The following is a 21,960-nucleotide window of genomic DNA, read 5'->3' as shown; positions in this document are numbered from 1 at the left end:
AACTTCCTCTACTTTTTATTTTGTTATTTTATTTGGGTTATCATCTGCTTTCGTAAAATTCTCACCAAGTTTTTTAGGCTGAACTTTTTGAATTGGAAGCTCTGCGTGTGCAATCTCTGTATTAAAATCGACCGGTAGTTCGATCATTGTCTTTCCTGTTAGGATGACCTTAGAAACTTTCTTAACGAAGAAATCAAATATTTCTGAATCAATTTTTTTCCCAACAGTTCGTTTCATAATTTCTAGAGCATCTTCTATTGGAAGTGCCTGTGAATAAGATCGTTTCGTCGTGATGGCATCAAAGAAATCGGCGATAGAAACGACTTTTGAGAAGATATGATGATCTTCTCCCTTGATTCCTTTTGGGTAACCAGAGCCATCAATATTCTCATGATGTTCAATAATTACTTTTTCAATAGACTCTTTTTTAAGTCCAGGAAACTCAGGGTTTGCCTCTCTAAATAGTTCAACACCAAGCTCAGGATGCTTTTTTATTTGTGCAAATTCTTCATCAGTAAGATTGCCTGTTTTATTTAATATTTCTGTCGAAATTTTTGTTTTGCCTAGATCATGTAAAAGGCCACCAAGTCCAATTGCAACAAGATCAGCTTCACTTGCCTTAGGTTTTAATTGTTTATAAATTAAAACACTGTACATACTTACATTAATAGAATGGTCGTAAGTGTAAAAATCATGGAATGATAAATCACCAATTAGTTTTTTTAGGCTATTAATATCATAGTCTTTGATAACATCGACCATGGCCTTCATTGAATCATGACAACCATCGAGTGCTTCACCAAGAATTTCTGTATTGAATTCTTTCCCTGGATTGAAAATATCATCAAGGTGCTTCACGGCTGAATCTTTGATAACGGAAACCTTATCAATCGATTCTATGTTCTCATCTTCTGCTAGAGACTGAAGGTAGAGCCCACGCTCAGATTCAAGAACATGTATCCTTTGATACTTTTTAAAACCTTCTACATCATCATCGGTGAGAACTTCTCCAGGTCGCACTATTTTAACATAGTGATCCTTGCCTTTGATCGTAGAAGAGTTGATGTAGATATTGTATAGAAGCGGCTTTTCTCGAACAACGAGGTGAAAGTCGATCGTAAAATAAACTGTTTTTGAGTTGCTATCCATTGCACTTTTATCGGCATAATCTCCGTTCAGATAAAGTCCTAGTACGAAATACGTACAAGTAAAAATATTGTGTTAGTTCTTGTTAGGATTTGCTTTGTCTAAGTTATTGAAATTGCATTTCTTATTTAGCGGAACTGAAATTTTAAAAGTGTACGATTAGGTGCTTGAAATGGTACATTAAGGCCTACACAACACACATTATAGAGATAAATTGACGGAGTGAATCAAAGTGCAACTGAAAAGACTAATTATCCAGGGCTTTAAATCCTTTAAAGATCGTACAATTATTAACTTTGACGATGGTATTACAGGGATCGTTGGGCCAAACGGATGTGGTAAATCGAATATTGTTGACGCCTTATTTTGGATTATGGGTGAGCAATCAGCTAAACACCTAAGAGGGAATTCAATGAAGGACCTTATTTTTGCTGGTTCTTCAAAATATAATCCTGCTGCATGGGCCGAGGCAACACTTGTCCTTGAGAATACTCATGGAAAGCATATCCACATCGGTGGGAAAGTTGCAAATCCTTCAGAGATTCAATTAACAAGAAAGCTTTATAGAAACGGTGATACTGAATATCGTATCAACGGTGAGCCGGCTCGTTTGAAAGATATCCAAGAAGTATTTATGGATACAGGTGCTGGTGCAAAGTCATACTCAATTATTGCCCAAGGGGAAATCAATAGACTTGTACAAGCAAAACCTGTTGAGCGTCGTACAATGATTGAAGAGGTTGCCGGTATTACGAAATTTAAAGTTCGTAAGAAAGAATCAATGAGAAAAATTGAGGCAACTGAGCAAAACCTTAACCGTCTAAACGATCTAACAATTGAAATTGAAAAGAACCTAAAGTCTCTTCAAAAACAAGCTGAAAAAGCTGAAAGAGCGCGTACGCTTAAGGATAAAATTAAACGTACTGAAATCTCTGTTGTTGCACATAAAGTATTCGAAGATCTTCGTGAGCTTCGCGATGGAGGTAATGAGCTTCTTGAGAAGAAAGCAAATCTTGAAGCTTGGAGCATGAAAAAAGATTCTCTTGAGATCTCTCTTGAAGAAGAGCGTTTTGAAAGAGAAGAAAAGACTGCAAGAATTGATGAGTCTCAAAAAGAAAGAAATGAAGTTTCAAATAAATTAGCTGCTGCTGAAGAAAGACTGAATGCACTTTGTAAGTCTTTAACTGATAAAGAAGAGCAACTAGAGCAAAGACAAAAAGAGATTGATGAACTAGCTCAAGAGATCGAAGAAAGACTTCTTAAAAAAGAAGAAATTGAAACTGAAATCAACGATGTTATCACTTCTTCAAAAGAAGATTACGATTATGAAGCAGCAAGCGAGAAGCTTGAAACTTTAAAGTCTGAGCTAGAAGATAGACAAGCGCAAATTAGTGAGCTTGAAGAAGAGCTATCAATTAAGAAAGAAGAGCTTGTTAAAATGGATCAACAAGCTTTCCAAAATAATTCAAAACTTGAAGAATATGCTGCAACTCTTCAAGACCTTGCGACTGAAATTGAAGCAATTGAAAAACAATACTCAGGTGTTTCAAGTGAACTTGCAAAGGAAAGAGATGATGTTATGGCCGCTAAGAATTTAGTGGAAGAGTTAACTGAATCAGAAGTTACACTTAAGGAAACGGTAAACGAGCTGACGCAAAAAGATCGTGATCTTGAAACAGAACTTAAGAATTTAACAAAAGAACAAATTACTAAGCAATCAAGACTATCTTCATTAAAAGAAATTCGCTCTTCACTTGAAGGAGCTAAAGAGGGTGTTTCTAAATTTTTAAGTGAAGTAGAATCTGATAAATATACTGTACTTGGTAATATTATTAAATGTGACGATAAGTACACTAAGGCCGTAACAGCACTTCTTGGAGAGTTCTTAGAGTCTCTAGTTACTTCTGAGAGTGATCTTTCACTTCTTAAAAATTGGGTAACTGAAAATGATGAGAATGCACTTGAGATCTTACTTGCAGATAAGTCTGCAGATGTAATTTCTGCTGAGGCACGTGAAAGAATTCAAGTAAAGCTTGGGGTAGAATTAACGACTCTAAGTGATATCATTGAACTTCCAGAAGAATATAAAGCTAAACTAACTCCATATTTATCAAGCCTATTTATTGTTGAAAGCCTTGATCTTGATAAAGTTGTTTCACTAGAGAGTTCAATCTCTTTTGGTGGAATCTCTGATATCAGTGGAAATATTCAAGTACGTAATCGCCAAAATGCAACAGTTCTTCATGTAAAAGGATCTGGTGAACAAGGGCAAAGTGCAATTGAAAGAAATAACACAATTGAAGCACTTGAAAACGAATTAGTAAGTCTTAATGAAAAAGTAGCAAACCTTGAAGAAGCCGTTACAGCTTCAAATGAATTACTAAGAAATAAAGTAGATGAGCTAGAGAATGCTCGTCTTACACTAAGTGAAGCTCGTGCCGATTTCGCTGCTAAAAACTCAGCTCTTGAGTCTAAGCTAGCATCTATGGAATCTGGTAACACGAGACTTGAAATTCTAAAGAATCGTAAAGATGAAACTTCAAAGCTAAGACTAGCTATTCTAGAAAAAGAAGAATCTTTTAATAAAGATAAGTCTGAGGTTGAAGAGGCAATTGCTGATATTAGTGAAAGAGTTCAAGACCTTCGCGATAGTTATAATGAAATGAATGAAGTTTATGAAGCAGACCGTGAGGTTTATGTTTCTAAGCAAGTTGAAGCAAAAACTTTTGAGCAACGTGTGAATTCACTACGTTCTCAATCAGAAGATATTGAAAAGCAAATCGAAAAACAAAACCTTCGTAAAGAATCAAACTCTGAGCTTATCACTAAGCTAGAGGGTGAGCTTGAAAATATGCAGGTTGAAATCGAAGAACTTGAAATTTCAAATAACGAAAAAGCCGATATCCTTGCAAGCAAAGATGAAGTTCTTAGTATTATGAAAGATGAGTTTTCTGAACTTCTACTTGCAATGCAAGAAAGAGAAGATCAGGTTAAAGAACTTTCTAAAAATATCAATAAGGCCGATAAAGAGGTTGCTGAAAAAGAAGTACGCCTTGAAAGATGTCTTAATGAAGAAGAAGAGAATGTTCGTAATATCTTCGAAAAATACCGTGTTGATCTACGCGAATCTCTTGGACGCTACCTTGAGTATACTGAAACTGATTTTGAAAAACTTAATGATGTTTCGACAATGTACTTTATGGAAACAGAAAATGGTCCAAAAGAAATTGAAAAAGAATCATATGAATTTGTTCGTAAGTATGGCCAAGATCTTAAAGATCAAGGATTTAAACTTAAGAACTACAAGTCTGAATTTGGTCGCCTAGGTGAAATCAACTGGCAAGCAATTGAAGACTACGATAGACAAAAACTTCGTTATGACTTCTTAAAAGTTCAAGAAGTTGAACTTAGAAAGTCTCTTGAAGACCTTCAAAATGCAATTGATCATATCGATGAAAAATCAAAAGAAAGATTTAAAATCGCTTTTGAAGAAGTTGATACGAGATTTAGAAAAGTATTCCCAATTATCTTTGGTGGAGGGGAAGCACGTCTAGAAATCGTTGGTGATATTGATGATGCTGAATGTGGTGTTGATATTATTGCTAAGCCACCAGGAAAGAAAATGCAGAATATTAACCTAATGTCTGGTGGTGAAAAGGCCATGACTGCGGTTTCTCTAATCTTCTCGATCTTCCTAGTTAAGCCATCTCCTTTCTGTCTACTGGATGAGGTTGATGCTCCACTTGATGATGCAAACGTTGGTCGTTTTAATGAACTTCTTCGTGAAATGAGTGCTGAATCACAGTTCATTCTTATTACACACAATAAGAAAACAATGGAGCTAAATGATACACTTTATGGTGTAACAATGCAGGAGCCTGGTGTTTCAAAGGCAGTTTCGGTACAATTACAGTAATGAAAAAGCTACTACCTATTTTAATGATTTCAAATATGGCCTTGGGATTTGTCCCAAGGTCTTTTTCTACTCAATATAAGCAAATTGTAAAAAATCAGCTTACTGGTACTCCAAAAGAGTCAACAGGAAGATTTGATTATGAATACCCTGGTAAGCTTAGGCTTGAACAAAAGGGTTCAGATGCTCTTGTCTATGTGACAAATGAGAAAACGACTTGGATTAGTCGAGATGGCTTCATGCCTGGTGATCCAGCAGAAATTATTATTCACAAGGGTAGTGATAAAGGTCTTTCAAACTTCTTTGATTTACTAAAGAATGGCCTTAAATCAAATAAGAATTATAAAGTTAAAGACGGTGATAATTATAGTGTACTTGTTTTTTCTGAGACTTCAGTTAAGTCGACAGGCGTTGTCGAAACAAAGCTGACTTTTAAGAAAGGGAAAAAAGAGTTCTCTAATATTACTTCAATTGACATTAATTATGCTGATGGAAAAGTTGTTAAGCTTGAGCTTAGCAACGTTAAGAACGAAAGCTTTCAAGCAAAGCACTTCATCCTTAACGTTCCAAAGAATGCTAATGTGTCATATCAATAAAGCCACCACGAAAGAAATTTTCTTTTAGCGTTAATGGTTCATTGCTCAGAAGACGAGAGTAGATCAAGTAGTTTCGTGCGACTAACTTTACGTACTTTCTTGTTTCTTTATACGGAATTTCTTCAATAAACTCTAAGTCCGGAAGGATGATTCGACTTCTCCATCTTTTAATAGGAGTACCTCCAGCATTATAGCTCGCAACAAAGTCGATAAAGTTATTATCCCTTCTCTTCATAAGCTCATTTAACAAGAGACTTGAAAAAGTAATATTAATATTAGGATTATATAAGTCTTCATATCCTTCATATGGAATTTTGTAGCGACGAGAAAGTCTCTTTCCTTGCTCTGGAATTAATTGAAGTAGTCCAAAAGCATCGGCAGGTGAGCGCGCATACTGATTAAAAGCAGACTCTTGACGAGCGATGCTCATCAGTAGTGGTGTCGTTACTGTTTTAGATCTATTATTTTCAAGAAACTCTTTTTTAAACGCTAGAGGAAAGGCAAATTGTGGATCTTCTTTTAAGATTTTTTCTTGCGTCTTAGAATCTTCTCTGAAGAATTTAAAGATCATAATATTGTAGTATTTTGCAGCGTAAAGGTCACTAAAGCTAACCTTATCATTACTATCAATAATTTTTTTCGCAAGGTCTGTGTTACCAAGATAAACGGCCCAAGCAAGCTCATCAATCGAGATATCAAACTTTTCTCTGTAATCAATATGCTTAAGTTTTGTGTGATTCATGTGAGCAATTTGGCCATAGTATCCAAATTGATCTTCTTTTTGAATTCTAAGTAAAAGTTTTTGTGCTTCGTCGAAGCGGTTAAGCTTCTTTAGGCCAACAAATTTCCAATAAAGAAATCGGTAGTTTGGCTCATCATTTTTTTCTTCAAAACGATCAAACCATTGAATCATTTCTTCATAGTTGCCCGCCTTGTAGTTTGTCCAGGCAACATTCCACACAATACTTTCAAGGTGTTCATGCTTTCCTTCAACAGCAGCATAAGCCTTCTTATAGAATTTTATGGAGCGATCATACTTTCTAAGATCCTCAAAAATACCACCAATCGTGTAGTAAGTTGTAACGACATACTCCGTTGGGACTTCCTTAAAGAGAAGGAGGTTCCTTAGAACTCTTACCGCCCTTTGTAATTTGTCTTCTGTCCAATAGATTCGAGCAAGCCTAATAGTGTATTCAGCATGTTTTTCTTTTAGCTCTTGGCTTTCTCTGTTTTTTTGAAGGTAAAGAACTAGGCTTCTAATATTGTCTCTAAAGCTATCGTTTTTTCTTTCCCTTTTATATGAGTTTGCAAGTCTAAACCAAGCTTCAACTTTTTCTTCTTTTACAGTATCTTTGTCGCGAATTATTTTTTTGTAATATTCACGGGCCTTAACAAACTGTCGATCTTGTTCAAAGCTTTTGGCTACATCTAGATAATTTTCTCGCTCCGGCTCTTTTATGAAGCGAGGAGAGACATCAATTAATTTTTGATAGATTCGTTCTTGTTGTTGACTACCATCTTCGAATTTCTTCATGGCATCAAGTAAGAGCCTTTCAACTTCACCTTTAGTATTGAGGTAGTCCACCTTATTTAAGACAGCACTAGCATAGACATCTGTGTAGTAAGTTTTTGAAATAATTGCATCAATTAGTTCTTCTCTTGCCCAATACGGATACGCTTCTGTATTTTTATACTCTTCACTTAATTCTTGAATGCTCTTAGTACAATTCTTGTGATAATTGGCCCTTAACCATGGGGACAATGGAAATTGTGTATGCAAGAATTTTTGGTACTCGTCACAACTAACAGAATTATTCTTACTAATTTTAGAAAGTAAGTTTGTTAGAGCACCATCTTGTGGTTTCGTTTTAGGAGGTCTTGATAAATTCGTACAAGACAAGGCCAAAATAAATATAGTTAGTAAGGTAAATCTCATTAACTACTAGGATAGGCCTTTAAGTAACTTCCTTCAAGTATGTGAAAACAGGCATTTCTGTTCCTAAAAAAATTACATAAGGCATTGAAAAAACGTCGGTTTAACACTATAAGTAGCTACTTTAGCTATACATGGAGAATTATATGTCTGAGATTTCATCTCAAGTTAACCAAAAATTTAATGACCGCACGGTTTATTTTACTTCACTAGGGTGTTCAAAGAACCTCGTTGATGCACAGGTTATGCTCGGGCATATGGGACTAAATGGTTTTAAAGTTGTAACAGAGCCTCAAGATTCTGAGGTTATTGTTGTAAATACATGCTCATTCATTGAAGCAGCTAAGCAAGAATCTATTGAGATGATTCTTGATCTTGCAGACTATAAAGATGAGGAAGTTGGTAATTGTAAGGCACTGGTTGTTTCTGGTTGTATGGCCCAGAGATATTCAGATGAACTTGAAAAGAGCTTGCCTGAAGTTGATATGTTCATTGGAACTGGTGAATACAATAAAATCGTTCCACTTTTAACTGCTCTTGAAAATAATAAATTAGAGAAGAAGTCATTTGTTGAAGTTCCTAGATTTATTCATACTGAATTTGATCCAAGACTTAATACTTCTCCGTTCTATACGGCATGGTTAAAGATCTCTGAAGGTTGTAATAGAAATTGTACTTTCTGTATTATTCCAACTCTTCGTGGACGTCTAAGATCTCGTACTGTTGAATCTCTTGTTGAGGAAGCAAAGCAATTGTCTTCAACTGGTGTTAGAGAGCTAAATCTTATTTCTCAAGATCTTTCTGATTATGGAGTCGATCTGAGTGATGAAAATAATCTATTCGAACTTCTATCAGGTCTTGAGACTGTTGATGGAGTAGATTGGGTACGTTTATTCTACTTCTATCCAGATGAACTTACTGATGAAGTTATTGAAAAAATGGCAACTTCTTCGAAAGTATGTAAATACCTTGATATGCCGGTTCAACATTTCTCAGATTATGTACTTAAGCGTATGAATAGAAAGATTACTGGTGAGAAAATCATGGAGCGTATCACTAAGCTTCGTGAAAGAATCCCTGGAATTGTTCTTAGAACTTCAATCATCGTTGGATTCCCTGGTGAATCTGAAGAGGACTTTGAAAAATTACTTGAAGGTATCAAGCAAGCACGTTTCAACCACCTTGGTATCTTTAGATACTCAGATGAAGAAGGAACACCTGCTTACCGTTTAAAAGATAAAAATTCGCAAGAAGTAATTGATGATCGTTTTGATCGTCTTTATGAAGTTCAAAAAGAAATCGCTAGAGAATTAAATCAAGAATTCCTAGGTGAAACTGTTGAAGTTCTTGTTGAAGGAACTCACGAAGATACTGATCTTCTAATTGTTGGTCGCCATTTTGGTCAGGCACCTGATATCGATGGTAAGGTTATTATCAATGACTTAAATGAGAGAGATTTAAAAATCGGTGACCTCGTTAAAGTTGAGATCACCGATGTATTAGATTTTGATTTAGTTGGACGTGTAATTTAGATTACTAAGGTTCTTCTTCCCAGTCATTGTAAGGGAACGGTATTAGCTGACGTCCAGTAATTGCCGTTCCTGCACCAAAAGATGCATGTAGCGGACGTGTCAGCTGAACTGCATTTGAGTAAACTCTTTTTACTATATAAGTTTGTCCACCAATAATAACATTCATACCTGAGTAGAAATCACTTGATGATACTGTGTAAAAGTATAGTGACCCAACTGTCCCACTCCCTGTTGTAATAGCAGTATATGAGTTTCCTAAAGTCGGTGCTGTCGCATCTGTACAGGCAGAATAATTTGTTGAGTTAGTGTAATCATCCCAATCACTAAATTCGTTTAGAGGTTCATCAAAAACATCTAGGTTTGTCCCTTCATCCATGCTCGCAATAGTAACCTTATCAAGATTGTTCATCTCATAGTTATTATCCCAATCTCTAATGTGTAAGTTGATTCTGGCTTGAGTAACTGAGAATTCATCAAGACAAGAGAATGTATAGTAAGGCTGTGCCCCCATAAATGGATCAACTATCTGGTTTGGATCATCTGAAAGGCTTACACTTTCCGCGTGAAGCTTTATACCCTCTGAGTAATATTCAGTATTATTAATTGAATTATAACAAGAGTTTTCATGTGCAAATGAAGCAATTGAACGGTTTGATCTCGCACCTCTTTTTTGTGGAGTTTTTAAGATACTCTCATAATTTGCACCACTAAATGCCTCTATAACAAGCGACTGAAAACCATCCTCAAGCTCATCTGTTGTGAAGACGTCTTCAATTGCACCCTTTCTACATAAGTATGCATTTCCCTCACATTGATGTTCTAAAACCTCGACAGTATTTCTATAGTAAGCTGGATCTCCAGTGTCTGCGTTTGCTTCTGTATATGTATAAACAAGCTCGGCATATTCAAAAGAACCATTGTCACAATTTAGATCATGGTATTTACCTGAACATAGATCATCAAGTTGACCACCGAATAGAACACCGTTGACATAAATTCCATCTGCATAATAACTATTTGCTGGAGTTGCACCTCCTAACCCATCTGTCGCAGTATTATCGGCTGGAGCTACTCCCACAGCGTCTGTTGAAGTACCAGTTACAACTTGTACGATATAGCGAGCAGCTGCACTGTATGCAATGTCTGAATTTGAACTACGTGTCATCATTGGTCTTTTCTTGTAAAAGAAAAATGGCTTATAGCGAATACTATGACAAATACCTGGGCCAACATTTGCTTGTAGCTTAAGCTCTCTAAAGTAAAGGTTATTTTCACCAATATCAACATAACAATCAATATCGATTACATCCTCAATATCAGATGCTAAGGCCCTTGGGTTGCTGATGATATCTCTTTTCTTTACTCGACACTTATTAAAGAAGTTATCTTCACCATCTTTGTGAGTGAAGAACTTCGGAGTATTTTCTACTTCAACATTTACTTCAAAGTAATCTTCGATCAATAGATCAAATGATGCTGAGAAGCTTCCAAGAATATTTTGAGCAGTTACAGTATACGTCTTAGATGAGGCTGCAATTTCAGGAATACCGATAATATCACCTGTCTCTTCATCTAATGTTAAACCTGGAGGAAGTTCTGGGCTTACGCTATATGCAATGTCTTCTCCTTTTGGAAGAGTTGACTTGATGACTGAATCAACGCCACGATGTAATTCAAATGTCGTTAGAGTTTGAAAATCACTGATTGTCGCTCCGTTTGCACTATACGGTCTAACCGATGAGAATGATTCTCCTGGAAGTGTCATCGTAATTGGCACTCCATTTGTACTTTGTAATAAAGCAGTATTGTCACTACTATTAATTTGTGAAGCAACAAGGTTCGCTCGTCCTGTATTTGTCAGTATATCCATTCCACTAACAAGAGAAGATACATCAGTAAATGTAGCTCTCATTACAGGGGTCCAAATTTCGTTTAGGATGTATGCCGTAGCATTACCACAATCTTCAAGTGCATTATTAGATGCAATAAAATCTTCACTAGAATTAGTGTCGTTAACATTCTTTGTTTGGTTAACAAAGATGATATTTGCTAGTCCAGCATCTGTTGGATTTCCTGTTACAACCGCGCGTGCAAACCTGTCTGTCGGTGCAGATGGAAATCTCATACATAGAGCTGGTCTTGTTTCTAAGTAAGCTGGTGTAAATGCAGCAGTTGAGTTAAGACTCATAATATGTGTAAGAGACACTGGAGTTGTTTGAATTACTGCTTCTTCATCTAGGAAGTTTTTATAATTATCAACTGAGATATCCTTCACAAATTCACCACTGATAACTTGAACAATTAGGTATTTTTCGTTCCCATCAATATCAAGAATTCTTTTAATGATACCTTTTGCACCATTGCTTAGTGGTGGAAGTGTTGCTGCAGAAATTTCTTGTCCTTCTGTAAAATTTGAAGTCGTCTGAACAAGATTTTTTACTTTGAACGCAACAAGTTGTGAGTACGATAAATCCTCTGGAGGATTAATAATACCAAGATCAAGTTTGAACGTTCTTGTTGAAATGTCATTTTTAACGGTAATTGTATATTCAATAGGAGATTGATAGTTATGATCTCCTACACCAGATGTATCAATAATGTATCCAAATAGCGGACTGTCTACATTTTTTACGAGCCTTAATGTAGAAGGTAAGTCTGGCGTAATTGAAATATCAGTACTGTTGTTATAACTGATATGTTCTGCGACAGCTTCTGATGTATCATTAATCAACTTTAAGTTGATATTTGAATTTGGTTGGAAAAAGTATTTAACTTTTTGAATTGTTCCTTCTCTATTTGAAAATGGAAAAGCATTATCAATTAAGTCGCCAGTATATAGAGTACCTGAAGTAAGTGTACCGTAAATATTGTTACTACTATCCTTGTAAGTGATTGTTCCTGTTGCACCATTTTCAGTTGTAAATGTCTCGCTTGTTAAACCATTTGTAAGGAATCCGCTATTATCATCTAGCTGAAATCCTACAAAAACAGGTCCTACAAAAGGAAATGCAACAGTGTTTGTATTTGTTCCATCGTAATTATAGTAGCATGTTCCTGCGCTTAGATACACGTCACCAATTGTTGGGGTTGCTGGAGGAGTTGTTCCGATTCCCGCACCTGTACAATTGAAAGACTGCTGTGTTTCAAAAGTAAGCCTATCAGGAATTGGTGCTTGAATTGAAACTCTCGGTTGAGATGTTGTTGTTAATGTTTGAGCCGATTCTGTAGAAGGGCTATAAAAATTAAAATTAATTGGTGCTAGTGTAAAACTTCTAACAGGAGAAACTGAACTATTTGTTAGCTTGATCAGACCACTTTGATTACTTGTCGTAAAGTGCGCTGCATATGTAGTAGTTATATCTGAACCAAAATTAAAACCAGGATTTGTGATTGGATCTAGGAAGTTATTCTTAGATGCATTTGATAAAGTAAAAAAACCATCATTGTCGATAATATTGTAATCTCCAAATTCACCATCTGGAATTATAAATGTAACAATATTCTTACCGGCCGTTGAATTAGCTAAGCTAGAGTCACCAGTGATAAAAATGTAGTTGCTTGCATTGTTGTAGAAAACGGAAGTCGGGTCAGTAATCTTACTTCCATCAATCTCATTACCGCCCTCGTCGATAAAGTCACTTGGAGGATCAACAACCTCTCCAACTGCACTTGATGCATCATCACTGCTTGCGCCATCTTCTTTGAACTTCGTTAAGCTATCAGGCACACATGAAGTTGCGATGAGCAGAAGGATTAATATTAAATGTAGAGACGGTTTACCTTTTAACGTTTTCATAACTTCATTATCGAATGATTCTTAAACAATCTTTACCAAAATTCATTTAGTCAGTGTTTATCGGAAGTTAGAGGTATTAATTGCCTAGAACCTAGACACAAAATTGACAAATTTTGTTGGCTAAAATTTGCTAACTTCCTAAAAATTCGAAGCGCCATTATAATGGTGTTTATATTGATAAATACTCGAATTTTCAGGGGAGACTTGTGAAGAGATTCATTCTAATTTGTTTAATTTCAACTTCTGCTTTTGCACAGATAACATTCTTGCAAAATTTAAGGCCATTTGTAGAAAAGAATATATCGACATCGTTGGCCGATAAAATTTGGGGGGAAAGAGATGAAGTCGAACTTCCTGAGATTCCTATTGTTAAAAAGGATGCTAAAGATCTAAGTGTTTACTCTAAAAAGGAATACAAATCACCTTTCACTAAAGAGCAGATGTCTCAATATAACTTATCATTTATTAATGAGTTAATTAAGGCCACGCGCGAACTTGATGCAAATAGAGATGAGTTATCAAAATGGTATGCAACTCTAGAGCAGGGGGGAACTCGTGAAGGAGTTTATCGCTCACTTGTGCTATCGCAATACTACCAACGCTTAGAAAATTATAACCAACAAACTTCAAGAGTTGCTAAGGAAATTACAGTTACAATATTTAAAAAATATTTGAATAAGGATTTAGATATTAAAAAACTTGATCCTTTAAATATTTACTCAGTGAAAAGAATCTTGGTTGAAAATGCAATTGAGGTACAAGATGCATTATTGGCCCGTTCGCAAGATGAGTTTGCACGCTGGTATGCTGTTTATTCTGCTGAGTTAGCAAATGAATTTCCAATGTGGAATAGTAAGTTACGCTCGGCAAAGGAAAGTGGTGTTCACTACCGTTGGGCCATGAAGATGACTCCTGATATTGTAAAATCAGAATTTATCTTAAAGACTCACTTATTATTTAATCGACTTCAAAAGAAACAATAGTTAATCAAAGAATGCGTCTTCTTCCATTCCTGTTAAGGACATTAGGAGGCGCTCTACTCCTAGTGCTATGCCAGCACTTCTTGGTAAACCGTTTTCTAATTGCTTTAAAAATCTTTTAGGCCAAGGAAGATTGTATTTATAAAGATCCTGTTTTAATGCTGCATCTTTCTCAAAACGTAAAGTTTGCTCATTTAAGTCAGTAAGCTCATTGAAGCAATTGCAAATCTCTATTCCACGACAGTAAACTTCAAATCTTTCACATACTCTTGAGTCATCCTCTTTAATGGTAGAGAGTGCTCTAAGTGGGGCCGGAAATTCATAGAGCATAAGAAATTCATACTTTTCCATTTCAGGCTCAATATAATTATACATAAGGAGAAAAAAGAGGTCGTCCCATGCGTAATCATCTTTATTTCCTGATAAGCTTATTTTTGAAAATTTCTTATCAATTAAATGATAAAGTTCATCGCGATCCATAAGTTCTAAAATATCAATGTTAAGAACTTCTAAAAATATTTCTTGAACAGTTGCTTTCTTTATCTTGTCATTTAACTCGATAACTCTAACACCTTTAGACTTTAGGTAGTCGTGGCAAAATCGATATAGGTCTATTGTATCTTCCATGATTTTTTTATAATTCTCATTGGCACGATACCATTCGAGCATGATGAATTGTTTTCTGTGAGTTGAGCTATTTGGCTCATCACGAAAGCAGTAGCTCATTGTAAAAACTTTTTCTAGGCCCTCTTGAAGTAGCTCCTTCATATGAAATTCTGGAGAAGTATGTAGAAAGAGGTCATGAGTTTTATTTTGATGCACAGAGTGAATTGCAAAGGGATGAATATGAACTTCCATTCCTGGATTTTCAACAATTGGCGGCGTTAGCACATCCATAAAACCATCTTTATTGAAAAAGTTTCGAATTGCTTGTTGTAGATGAAATAGTTTGATCTTATTTGTCATTTTCATGCCAATTTACGCCTTAAATATTGATTTTTATGCTTACATATCATATCTCTTAAACACACAAAATGGAGAATATATTATGTTGCAACTCGTTGCTCTTTTACAGTCTTGGGCAGATCAGGCCCAGCTAAATATGACGATAACTATTGAAATGGCGTATGCATTTATCGCGCTATGTTCAGCACTAGGTATCAGTGGATTTACTGGTATTTTCTATCTTCTTAAGCCAAAGGCACAATCAAAGCTTCCAGGTCGAGAGGTCAAAGAAGAGATTACTTCTGAAACTAAAGAAGTTGAAGCGGTCGAAGAAGTTGCTGTTGCTGAAGAGGTAGCGAAGGCGCAACCAGTACCAACTCCTGTTCCTGAGAAGTCTTGGAAAGAAAGACTAACAAAGGGTTTAAGTAGTTCACGTAATGGTGTTTGGGGAAAAATTGGAAGTTTATTTGGTGCTGGTGGTCTCGATGAAGACGCGCTTGAGGAGGTTGAAGAACTTCTTTATGGTGCAGATCTTGGGCCAAAGGCAACAAGTGAGCTGATCGAATCTCTTGAAGAGAAAGCAAAGAGTGCTGACTTCGATGAAGCTCAATTTAAAATATACATCAAAGAATTCTTAAAGAATAAAATGGCCGACGTTCAATCAAGAAACGAAGGTGATCTTTTTGAATTTAAAGGAAATGCAACGGGAATGCCTAAGGTTATTATGATCGTAGGTGTAAACGGTGCAGGTAAAACTACAACAATTGGAAAATTAGCAACAAAACTTACTCAGCAGGGTGCAAAAGTTGTTGTTGGTGCATGCGATACATTCAGAGCAGCAGCTGTTGATCAGCTTCAAGTTTGGTGTGAGAGAGCAGGTGCAACAATGATTCGTGCAAAAGAAGGGGCAAATCCAAGTGGTGTTGGATACGATGCACTGCAAACAGCGATTAATGAAAAAGCTGATTACTGTATTCTTGATACTGCGGGACGTCTTCATACTGCAGGTAACCTGATGGAAGAGTTAACAAAGAGTAAGAATGTTCTAAAGAAGCTAATGGCAGATGCGCCACACCATACTCTCTTAGTAATTGATGCGATCACTGGTCAAAACGCAATTCGCCAAGCAGAGGAATTTCATAAGGCACTTGATTTAACTGGTCTGGTATTTACGAAATGTGATGGTTCATCAAAAGCCGGAAGTGCAATTTCCATTGTTGATAGTCTACAAATTCCAATTACCTATATTGGTGTTGGAGAAAATGTCGAAGACCTGAGTGTGTTTAATTTAGATGAGTATCTTGACGCACTAGTAGGTAATTGATTGATTGACTGAAATCCTTTGTAGGACTACAATTAAATAACTATGGATATAAGTACGGAAGTAAAAGAATATCAAATTTTAGGTCATAACTTTAGACTCAAAGAGTCTAATGAAGATGAGGTTGTTTCAGCAACTGAAATTGTTGAGTATGTTGAATCAATCGCAAGCAATATTCGCCAAAAGGCGCCTTCAATTTCTAACTCACAACTAGCAGCTCTAGTTGCACTTGAGTTGGCAAAAGAAAAGCTATCCTTAGAAAGGGAATACAGAAGTGAGATTAACGAAGTTAAGTCTCTTTCTGATAATGCACTAAAGTTGATTGAAGAAGCACTTCCAAAAACTCATTAAGATGAGTCTTGAAAAGAAACAGCTTCGAAAAAAGGTATTAGAAATATTAGCTAATTTAAGCTTAGATGATCAAAGACAGCTGTCTGAGAAAATCTGTTCCAATATCGATTCTCTTTTAAAATCCGAAAACTTAAATCCTAAGCACCTAGGGGTTTTCTTTCCAATTCCTGGTGAAGTTAATTGTTTAAATTTGAAGGCGAAAGCAATACTTAGTTTCCCTTCGTTTGGTGAAGAATCAACACAGATGTGTTTTCGAAATACACCAATAAATGAACTTGAAATAGTTCAAGCTTTTGGAAAAGAATTTAGAGTTCCTAGAGATAGTGATTCAATAATTTTTCCTGAAGTTATTTTAGTTCCAGGGGTTGCCTTTGATAATGAAGGCCATCGTTTGGGAAGAGGTAAAGGTTATTACGACATTTACCTTAATAGATTGATTAATATTGATAAGAAGAAAGTTATAAAAATAGGAGTTTGCTTTAATCAACAGTTAAGTGATGAAGTTGTCTTTGAGGAACATGATCAAGCAATGGATTTTATCGTAACTGATCGGGAAGTGATTAAAGTTAATAAATAGGAGAGAGAAATGAGTATGGATTTAATCTTAGCTTCACTTCTTTTCCTTGTCGTTGGACTAGCAGTTGGTTTTGTTATCCGTAATCTTCAAGCTAAAAAAGAAGTGCTTGAAAGAGAAGCGAAGGGTGACGAAATAATTGAAAAGGCCAAGGCACAGGCAAAAGACATTAGCTATAAAGCAAGAAAAGAGGCAAAAGAGGCAGCTCAAGAAGAAAAGAAGGAAGCTGACAAGTATGCCGAGCGTGTGAAGCGCGAACTTAACGATCAGGAAAAAGATCTAAATAAGAGACAAGCAAAGCTTGAATCGAAAATGGATGAACTTGATGAGAAGACTAAGAAAGTCGAGAAGCGTGAAGAAGACGTAAAAGAAAAAGAGCTTGATGCTCTTAAAGAAAAAGAAAAATTTGTTGTTCGCCAAGAAGAGTATGCAACTAAATTATCTGAAGTTGCTGCTATGACAAAAGAGCAAGCAAAAGATGAACTACTTGATACGATGAAAGAAGAAGCTCAAGTAGATTTTTCTAAAATGATCACTCGTATGGAAGAAGAAGCTAAAGAAGAAGCTGAAACTCGTGCGAAGAGAATTGTTGGAATTGCAATTCAAAGATACGCAGGTGAGCACGTTGGTGAAAAGACGATCTCAACTGTAGACCTACCATCTGATGATGTTAAAGGTCGACTAATTGGTCGTGAAGGTCGTAACATCCGTGCATTCGAGCAAATCTGTGGTGTTGACTTAATTATCGATGATACTCCTGAAATTGTTGTTATCTCCTCATTCAACGTTGTTAGACGTGAGATTGCTAAAGATACAATTGAGAAGCTAATTGCTGACGGTCGTATTCACCCTGCAAAGATTGAAGAATTCCACGATAAATCAAAAGCTGAATTTGAGAAGAAGCTTCTTTCTCTAGGTGAAAAAGCACAAATGGAGATTGGTGTTCATGGTATCCACCCTGAAATCCTTAAGCTTGTTGGTGCTCTAAACTTTAGAACTTCATATACTCAAAACCAATACCAGCATGCAATTGAAGCAGCGTTTATCTGTGGTTCAATGGCAGCTGAGATGGGGCTGAATATTAAACAAGCTCGCCGTGCAGGTCTACTACACGATATCGGTAAAGTACTTGATGCATCTGCTGAAGGTTCACATGCTGTTATCGGTGCTGACTTCGCTAGAAAGTATGGAGAGTCTGCGGACGTTGTTCACGCAATCCGTGCTCACCACGATGACGAAAAACCAGAATCAATCCTTGCTCACATTGTAGCAGCAGCAGATGCGATTTCTGGAGCAAGACCAGGTGCTCGTAAAGCACTTACTGAGTCTTATGTATCTCGTCTTACTGATATTGAAGAAATTGTTAATTCTTTTGAAGGTGTTAGCAAGTCTTACGCAATCTCAGGTGGACGTGAAGTTCGTGTCTTTGTTGAAAATGACAAGGTTACGGATGAGGAAACTGTTATGCTATCTCGTAATATTGCTAAGCAAATCGAGGAGCAAATGTCTTACCCTGGAACAATTAAAATTACAGTTGTTCGTGAGACAAAAGCAGTTGGAGTTGCTAAGTAAAATAACTTCCATTTATAATATAAGTAAGGCACCGATATGGTGCCTTTCTTTTTTGGAACTTCTGGAGATGAGATGAAAATTGGAATTCGTTATTATTTATATTTTCTTCCGGCATTGATAATTTTCTTTATTGCATCCGCTATTTTTAGTTTTTCAACTGAAGAATATATATGTTTCTTTACGGCCATTTCATTTGCAGGTCTTTACTGCCATCCAAACCGTGACGAATACTTTGAAGGACGTACAAGTCGCTTCAACTTTGCCAATGCGGTTATGAACTTTTATACGATCTTAGAAGACCGTATTCCTGATAACACTTGGGGAAATGTCGTCCTTAGACATCTACCAGGTTTCTTATTTTTCTTGCTAGTTGGTCTTGTTGGGATTTCAACTCAGGCGCGAATTGTTTACGTCGTTGGTGTGCTTCTTTTTGAAATAACATTTTATTTCTTTATTAAGAATAACTCGCCACAAATTGATCTAGATGAGCACGAAACTCATGAATGTTCTGAGCACGAAGAAAACGGCCACGAATAGTTTCAAAATTTTCATAGTCATCAAATAGATAGCGGCAAAATGCCTTAAATCTTTTAAGAATAGTTGAATCGACAAAACCATACTTTCGATATTCTTTTTCTAACTCATAAAAGTAGAGGTCTAGATTTTGAGCGCGTACCTTTAATAGAAATTCGTCACTGATGAAATCTAAATTGCCTTGATACTCTTTATAGATTGAAGCAAGCCATGGTGTCTTAAGTGCGCTTCGACCACACATGACAGCATATGGATTACATTGATCAAAGATTCGATTGATATCTTCAATAGTCCAAATATCTCCATTGGCAATGATGGGAAGATTGGAAACTTTGACGGCCTTTTCGATATAGCTCCAGTCAGCTACGCCTTTATAAAGCTGGTCCCTTGTACGAGCATGAATTGTGATTCCATCAACGCCACAATCTTCAAAAAGTTTTAAGAGATCAAGATAGAGACTATCATCGCGATATCCAATTCTAATTTTAACTGTAAAAGTATTTTTAAAACCTTCTCTAATTTGCTTAATAATTTTTTCAAGGGCCTTGAGGTCAGACAAAAGATAGGCACCACCTTTATTTGAATTCACCTTTTTTGAAGGACAGCCAAGATTCAAATCGATATGGTGATAGTTCAATTCGCTGATAAGTGAGATGGCCTGCTCAGTTTGTGCAATTTCAGAAGTGAGAAATTGGTAAGCCGTTTGATTAGTATGGGCCTTTTTTTGTAGATAAGGCTCACCAAAGTGTTTGATTAATGTTTTTGCGTGAACATTACCAACAGATGGTATTCGATAAAAATCAGTATAGTAATAATCCCAGTCGCCAAATATTCTTTGAATGACCTCACGATATGGGCCATCCGTCACACCTTCCATCGGAGCGAATATGATTGAATTTTGTTTAAAGGGTAATGTACTCACCCTTGGTTTATAAACAATAAAGGCGCAAAAAGCTACGTTGCTTTTTTAACATTTCAAAATTTTTAGGGTAAAAGTTTATTTATGGAAATCGCAATTGTAATCCCATATTCACTTGAAAATGATGGGCTTGTTCTTTGGGGACAAGTTAGAAAAGAAGATGGCCCACTCGATGGCATGATTGAATTCCCAGGGGGAAAGGTCGAGTCTAGCGAGAGTGTTGAAGAAGCCGCTCGTCGTGAGTTTATGGAAGAAGTTGGTTTTGAATTAAATAAAATTAATCTCTTCACTCAGCTCAAACATGAATATTCAGACCGAAGTGTTTTCTTATATGTCTATGTTACTGAATATACAAAAGAAATGAGTCTGATCAGTCAAAAGATACCTTTTGAAAACGCTCAAAATGTTGTAGAAAACCTTAATATTCCAGCAGCAAATAAAATCATTATCATGCGCTTAGTTGAGCATTTTATACGAGAGAGTAATTTGAATGAGTAATACATTTGAAATGGCAAAGTACTTCTTCTTGGCCCTGGGCTTTGGAGTTTTTACTTTCGCACCAGTAGCAAATTCTAAAATGACAGGTGGAGGCTTTCAAAAGCTTTTATCAACGACTTGTCTTGTGAGTTTATTCTTTGCGGCCATTGCTCATATTGTAACTGGAAATAGTGCTACAGACTTAGAAGCAATCCTTCTTTATATCAGTACAATATGCATCCTTTTTCATCATCAGTTGCATAATCACTATGATGAGAAGAATACTGCTCTTTGGATTTTATATGCGATCCCAACTTTAATTGGCTTTTACGCTCTCTATCTTTTTCAAGATAAGAACTTAGTGAATTACCTATATATTGGCTCTTCTGTTTACTATCTTGGTGCTATTACTTATGCCATGATCTTAGGTCACTGGTATCTTGTTACACCAAAGCTTTCGGAAGTTCCTCTTAAAAAGGCTACCCTCGCTATGTGGGTACTACTTGCTGTTAAGCTTGTTTGGTCTGGATTTGAGCATACTAAACTTGGGCCTTACTTAGTTACTGGAACTGAACTTGGTGGCGGTTATGCTTTCAATTGGCTAATGGTTATCATGCGTGATGTTTGGGGATACTTGGTTATTTTTGGAATGAGCGTCTTTGGGTGGAAGCTTGTTAGTATGCGAAGTATTCAAAGTGCGACAGGGATTTTCTATGCCATGACAATCTTTGTCTTTATTGGTGAAATGATTGCGATTTATTTATTTTATACATATGGGTTACTACTATGATGGAAATTACTTTAACTTGTGAAGAATGTGGTTCAGCTGTTTCTTTTCACCCTAATAAAGAGGTGACAGAAGTTGAGTGTCAAATTTGTCATACCAAAGCTCCTGTGAAGATGAATGAAGAGCACGAACAGGGTATTCTTAAGGATTGCCCATGTTGCGAAAGAAAGGATTTTTACAAACAAAAAGACTTTAATCGAAAAATTGGGGTAATGCTCTTTGTAATTGCTGCCTTAGCGACTTTATATGTGGCAACAACTCAATATGCCCCATATTCTGTGGCACCTTTTATTATTTTATATGTATTTGATTTTGCACTATTTAAGAGACTTCCTCCTGTTGTTATTTGTTATAAGTGTCATACAATCTTCAGGAAGGTCAGTAATATCAATGAGATATATGATTTTAACCATGAAATGAATGATCGTATTGTTTACTCGGATCATGACTTCAAGGGCGAACAACTCGATCATCACTAGGGTTTGTGGCTCAAATCCTTGAAATTTGTTGGTTTATGATGTATTGAATCATATCAGAATTACTGATAAAATATTTATATCTAAACGAAGGGGTAGCTCAATATA

At 36.1% G+C, this 21,960-nt stretch carries 17 protein-coding genes; 12 read left to right on the top strand and 5 right to left on the bottom strand.

Annotated features, from left to right (window positions below; genetic code table 11):
- Positions 1–15 precede the first annotated feature (15 nt).
- Complete coding sequence (locus tag ACMAYS_RS08100) at positions 16–1,149, bottom strand: HD-GYP domain-containing protein (protein WP_392990502.1); 1,134 nt, start codon at positions 1,147–1,149, stop codon at positions 16–18.
- 229 nt (positions 1,150–1,378) lie between these two features.
- Between ACMAYS_RS08100 and smc the strand changes: the two genes are divergently transcribed.
- Both smc and ACMAYS_RS08090 read left to right on the top strand, forming a co-directional pair.
- Positions 1,379–5,062, top strand: a complete 3,684-nt coding sequence (smc, locus tag ACMAYS_RS08095; RefSeq protein ID WP_412463078.1) for a chromosome segregation protein SMC — start codon at positions 1,379–1,381, stop codon at positions 5,060–5,062.
- Positions 5,062–5,655, top strand: coding sequence for a LolA family protein (locus tag ACMAYS_RS08090; RefSeq protein WP_103218722.1), 594 nt, complete (start codon positions 5,062–5,064; stop codon positions 5,653–5,655). Before smc ends, ACMAYS_RS08090 begins: the two co-directional genes overlap by 1 nt.
- Here the strand turns inward: ACMAYS_RS08090 and ACMAYS_RS08085 are convergent.
- Positions 5,636–7,591 carry a transglycosylase SLT domain-containing protein gene (locus tag ACMAYS_RS08085; protein ID WP_412463077.1) on the bottom strand — a complete coding sequence of 652 codons (1,956 nt, stop codon included), beginning with the start codon at positions 7,589–7,591 and terminating at the stop codon, positions 5,636–5,638. The two genes, ACMAYS_RS08090 and ACMAYS_RS08085, sit on opposite strands and share 20 nt — an antisense overlap.
- A gap of 143 nt (positions 7,592–7,734) precedes the next feature.
- On the opposite strand from ACMAYS_RS08085, the gene rimO reads away from it, so the two are divergent.
- Positions 7,735–9,120, top strand: coding sequence for a 30S ribosomal protein S12 methylthiotransferase RimO (gene rimO, locus ACMAYS_RS08080; RefSeq protein WP_158246919.1), 1,386 nt, complete (start codon positions 7,735–7,737; stop codon positions 9,118–9,120).
- Between the two features lie 4 nt (positions 9,121–9,124).
- Here the strand turns inward: rimO and ACMAYS_RS08075 are convergent, their stop codons facing one another.
- Positions 9,125–12,916 (bottom strand): hypothetical protein, encoded by a 3,792-nt coding sequence (locus ACMAYS_RS08075; RefSeq protein ID WP_412463076.1) that lies wholly within the window; start codon positions 12,914–12,916, stop codon positions 9,125–9,127.
- 206 nt (positions 12,917–13,122) lie between these two features.
- On the opposite strand from ACMAYS_RS08075, the gene ACMAYS_RS08070 reads away from it, so the two are divergent.
- Positions 13,123–13,899 carry a hypothetical protein gene (locus tag ACMAYS_RS08070; RefSeq protein WP_103218726.1) on the top strand — a complete coding sequence of 259 codons (777 nt, stop codon included), beginning with the start codon at positions 13,123–13,125 and terminating at the stop codon, positions 13,897–13,899.
- Here ACMAYS_RS08070 and epmA read toward each other — a convergent pair whose 3' ends face one another.
- A complete protein-coding gene (gene epmA, locus ACMAYS_RS08065; protein WP_392990509.1) occupies positions 13,900–14,868 on the bottom strand; it encodes an EF-P lysine aminoacylase EpmA in 969 nt (322 codons plus the stop codon).
- Between the two features lie 76 nt (positions 14,869–14,944).
- Between epmA and ftsY the strand changes: the two genes are divergently transcribed.
- The 5 genes from ftsY to ACMAYS_RS08040 all read left to right on the top strand — a co-directional run bounded on the left by ftsY (position 14,945) and on the right by ACMAYS_RS08040 (position 19,196).
- Positions 14,945–16,165: a signal recognition particle-docking protein FtsY gene (ftsY, locus tag ACMAYS_RS08060; protein ID WP_412463075.1), complete on the top strand. Its 1,221-nt coding sequence runs from the start codon at positions 14,945–14,947 to the stop codon at positions 16,163–16,165.
- A 42-nt stretch (positions 16,166–16,207) separates the two neighbouring features.
- Positions 16,208–16,513, top strand: coding sequence for a cell division protein ZapA (gene zapA, locus ACMAYS_RS08055; RefSeq protein WP_103218729.1), 306 nt, complete (start codon positions 16,208–16,210; stop codon positions 16,511–16,513).
- Positions 16,485–17,090: a 5-formyltetrahydrofolate cyclo-ligase gene (locus tag ACMAYS_RS08050; RefSeq protein ID WP_146037892.1), complete on the top strand. Its 606-nt coding sequence runs from the start codon at positions 16,485–16,487 to the stop codon at positions 17,088–17,090. Before zapA ends, ACMAYS_RS08050 begins: the two co-directional genes overlap by 29 nt.
- 15 nt (positions 17,091–17,105) lie before the next feature.
- A complete protein-coding gene (gene rny, locus ACMAYS_RS08045; RefSeq protein WP_368667189.1) occupies positions 17,106–18,659 on the top strand; it encodes a ribonuclease Y in 1,554 nt (517 codons plus the stop codon).
- Positions 18,660–18,731: 72 nt separating this feature from the next.
- Entirely contained in the window at positions 18,732–19,196 is a 465-nt protein-coding gene (locus ACMAYS_RS08040; RefSeq protein WP_146037893.1) for a hypothetical protein, read from the top strand.
- Here the strand turns inward: ACMAYS_RS08040 and ACMAYS_RS08035 are convergent.
- Complete coding sequence (locus tag ACMAYS_RS08035; RefSeq protein WP_412463074.1) at positions 19,114–20,115, bottom strand: tRNA dihydrouridine synthase; 1,002 nt, start codon at positions 20,113–20,115, stop codon at positions 19,114–19,116. The two genes, ACMAYS_RS08040 and ACMAYS_RS08035, sit on opposite strands and share 83 nt — an antisense overlap.
- Before the next feature lie 81 nt (positions 20,116–20,196).
- Between ACMAYS_RS08035 and ACMAYS_RS08030 the strand changes: the two genes are divergently transcribed.
- The 3 genes from ACMAYS_RS08030 to ACMAYS_RS08020 are packed head-to-tail and all read left to right on the top strand — an operon-like array spanning position 20,197 to position 21,855.
- Positions 20,197–20,610 carry an NUDIX domain-containing protein gene (locus ACMAYS_RS08030; protein ID WP_412463073.1) on the top strand — a complete coding sequence of 138 codons (414 nt, stop codon included), beginning with the start codon at positions 20,197–20,199 and terminating at the stop codon, positions 20,608–20,610.
- Entirely contained in the window at positions 20,603–21,379 is a 777-nt protein-coding gene (locus ACMAYS_RS08025) for a hypothetical protein (RefSeq protein ID WP_103218735.1), read from the top strand. Before ACMAYS_RS08030 ends, ACMAYS_RS08025 begins: the two co-directional genes overlap by 8 nt.
- Positions 21,376–21,855 carry a hypothetical protein gene (locus ACMAYS_RS08020; protein WP_103218736.1) on the top strand — a complete coding sequence of 160 codons (480 nt, stop codon included), beginning with the start codon at positions 21,376–21,378 and terminating at the stop codon, positions 21,853–21,855. The genes ACMAYS_RS08025 and ACMAYS_RS08020 overlap by 4 nt, the downstream gene beginning before the upstream one ends.
- Positions 21,856–21,960 lie beyond the last annotated feature (105 nt).

Source organism: Halobacteriovorax sp. RT-2-6, assembly GCF_047085025.1.
In the GTDB taxonomy this organism is placed as follows: domain Bacteria; phylum Bdellovibrionota; class Bacteriovoracia; order Bacteriovoracales; family Bacteriovoracaceae; genus Halobacteriovorax_A.
This window is presented reverse-complemented; position numbering and strand designations above follow the sequence as displayed.

Coding starts and splice junctions, on each gene's coding strand:
- ACMAYS_RS08085 (WP_412463077.1), bottom strand. CDS start 7,591: ATGAGATTTACCTTACTAACTATATTTATTTTGGCCTTGTCTTGTACG.
- rimO (WP_158246919.1), top strand. CDS start 7,735: ATGTCTGAGATTTCATCTCAAGTTAACCAAAAATTTAATGACCGCACG.
- ACMAYS_RS08020 (WP_103218736.1), top strand. CDS start 21,376: ATGATGGAAATTACTTTAACTTGTGAAGAATGTGGTTCAGCTGTTTCT.
- ACMAYS_RS08090 (WP_103218722.1), top strand. CDS start 5,062: ATGAAAAAGCTACTACCTATTTTAATGATTTCAAATATGGCCTTGGGA.
- epmA (WP_392990509.1), bottom strand. CDS start 14,868: ATGAAAATGACAAATAAGATCAAACTATTTCATCTACAACAAGCAATT.
- zapA (WP_103218729.1), top strand. CDS start 16,208: ATGGATATAAGTACGGAAGTAAAAGAATATCAAATTTTAGGTCATAAC.
- rny (WP_368667189.1), top strand. CDS start 17,106: ATGGATTTAATCTTAGCTTCACTTCTTTTCCTTGTCGTTGGACTAGCA.
- ACMAYS_RS08025 (WP_103218735.1), top strand. CDS start 20,603: ATGAGTAATACATTTGAAATGGCAAAGTACTTCTTCTTGGCCCTGGGC.
- ACMAYS_RS08100 (WP_392990502.1), bottom strand. CDS start 1,149: ATGGATAGCAACTCAAAAACAGTTTATTTTACGATCGACTTTCACCTC.
- ftsY (WP_412463075.1), top strand. CDS start 14,945: ATGTTGCAACTCGTTGCTCTTTTACAGTCTTGGGCAGATCAGGCCCAG.
- ACMAYS_RS08040 (WP_146037893.1), top strand. CDS start 18,732: ATGAAAATTGGAATTCGTTATTATTTATATTTTCTTCCGGCATTGATA.
- ACMAYS_RS08030 (WP_412463073.1), top strand. CDS start 20,197: ATGGAAATCGCAATTGTAATCCCATATTCACTTGAAAATGATGGGCTT.
- ACMAYS_RS08075 (WP_412463076.1), bottom strand. CDS start 12,916: ATGAAAACGTTAAAAGGTAAACCGTCTCTACATTTAATATTAATCCTT.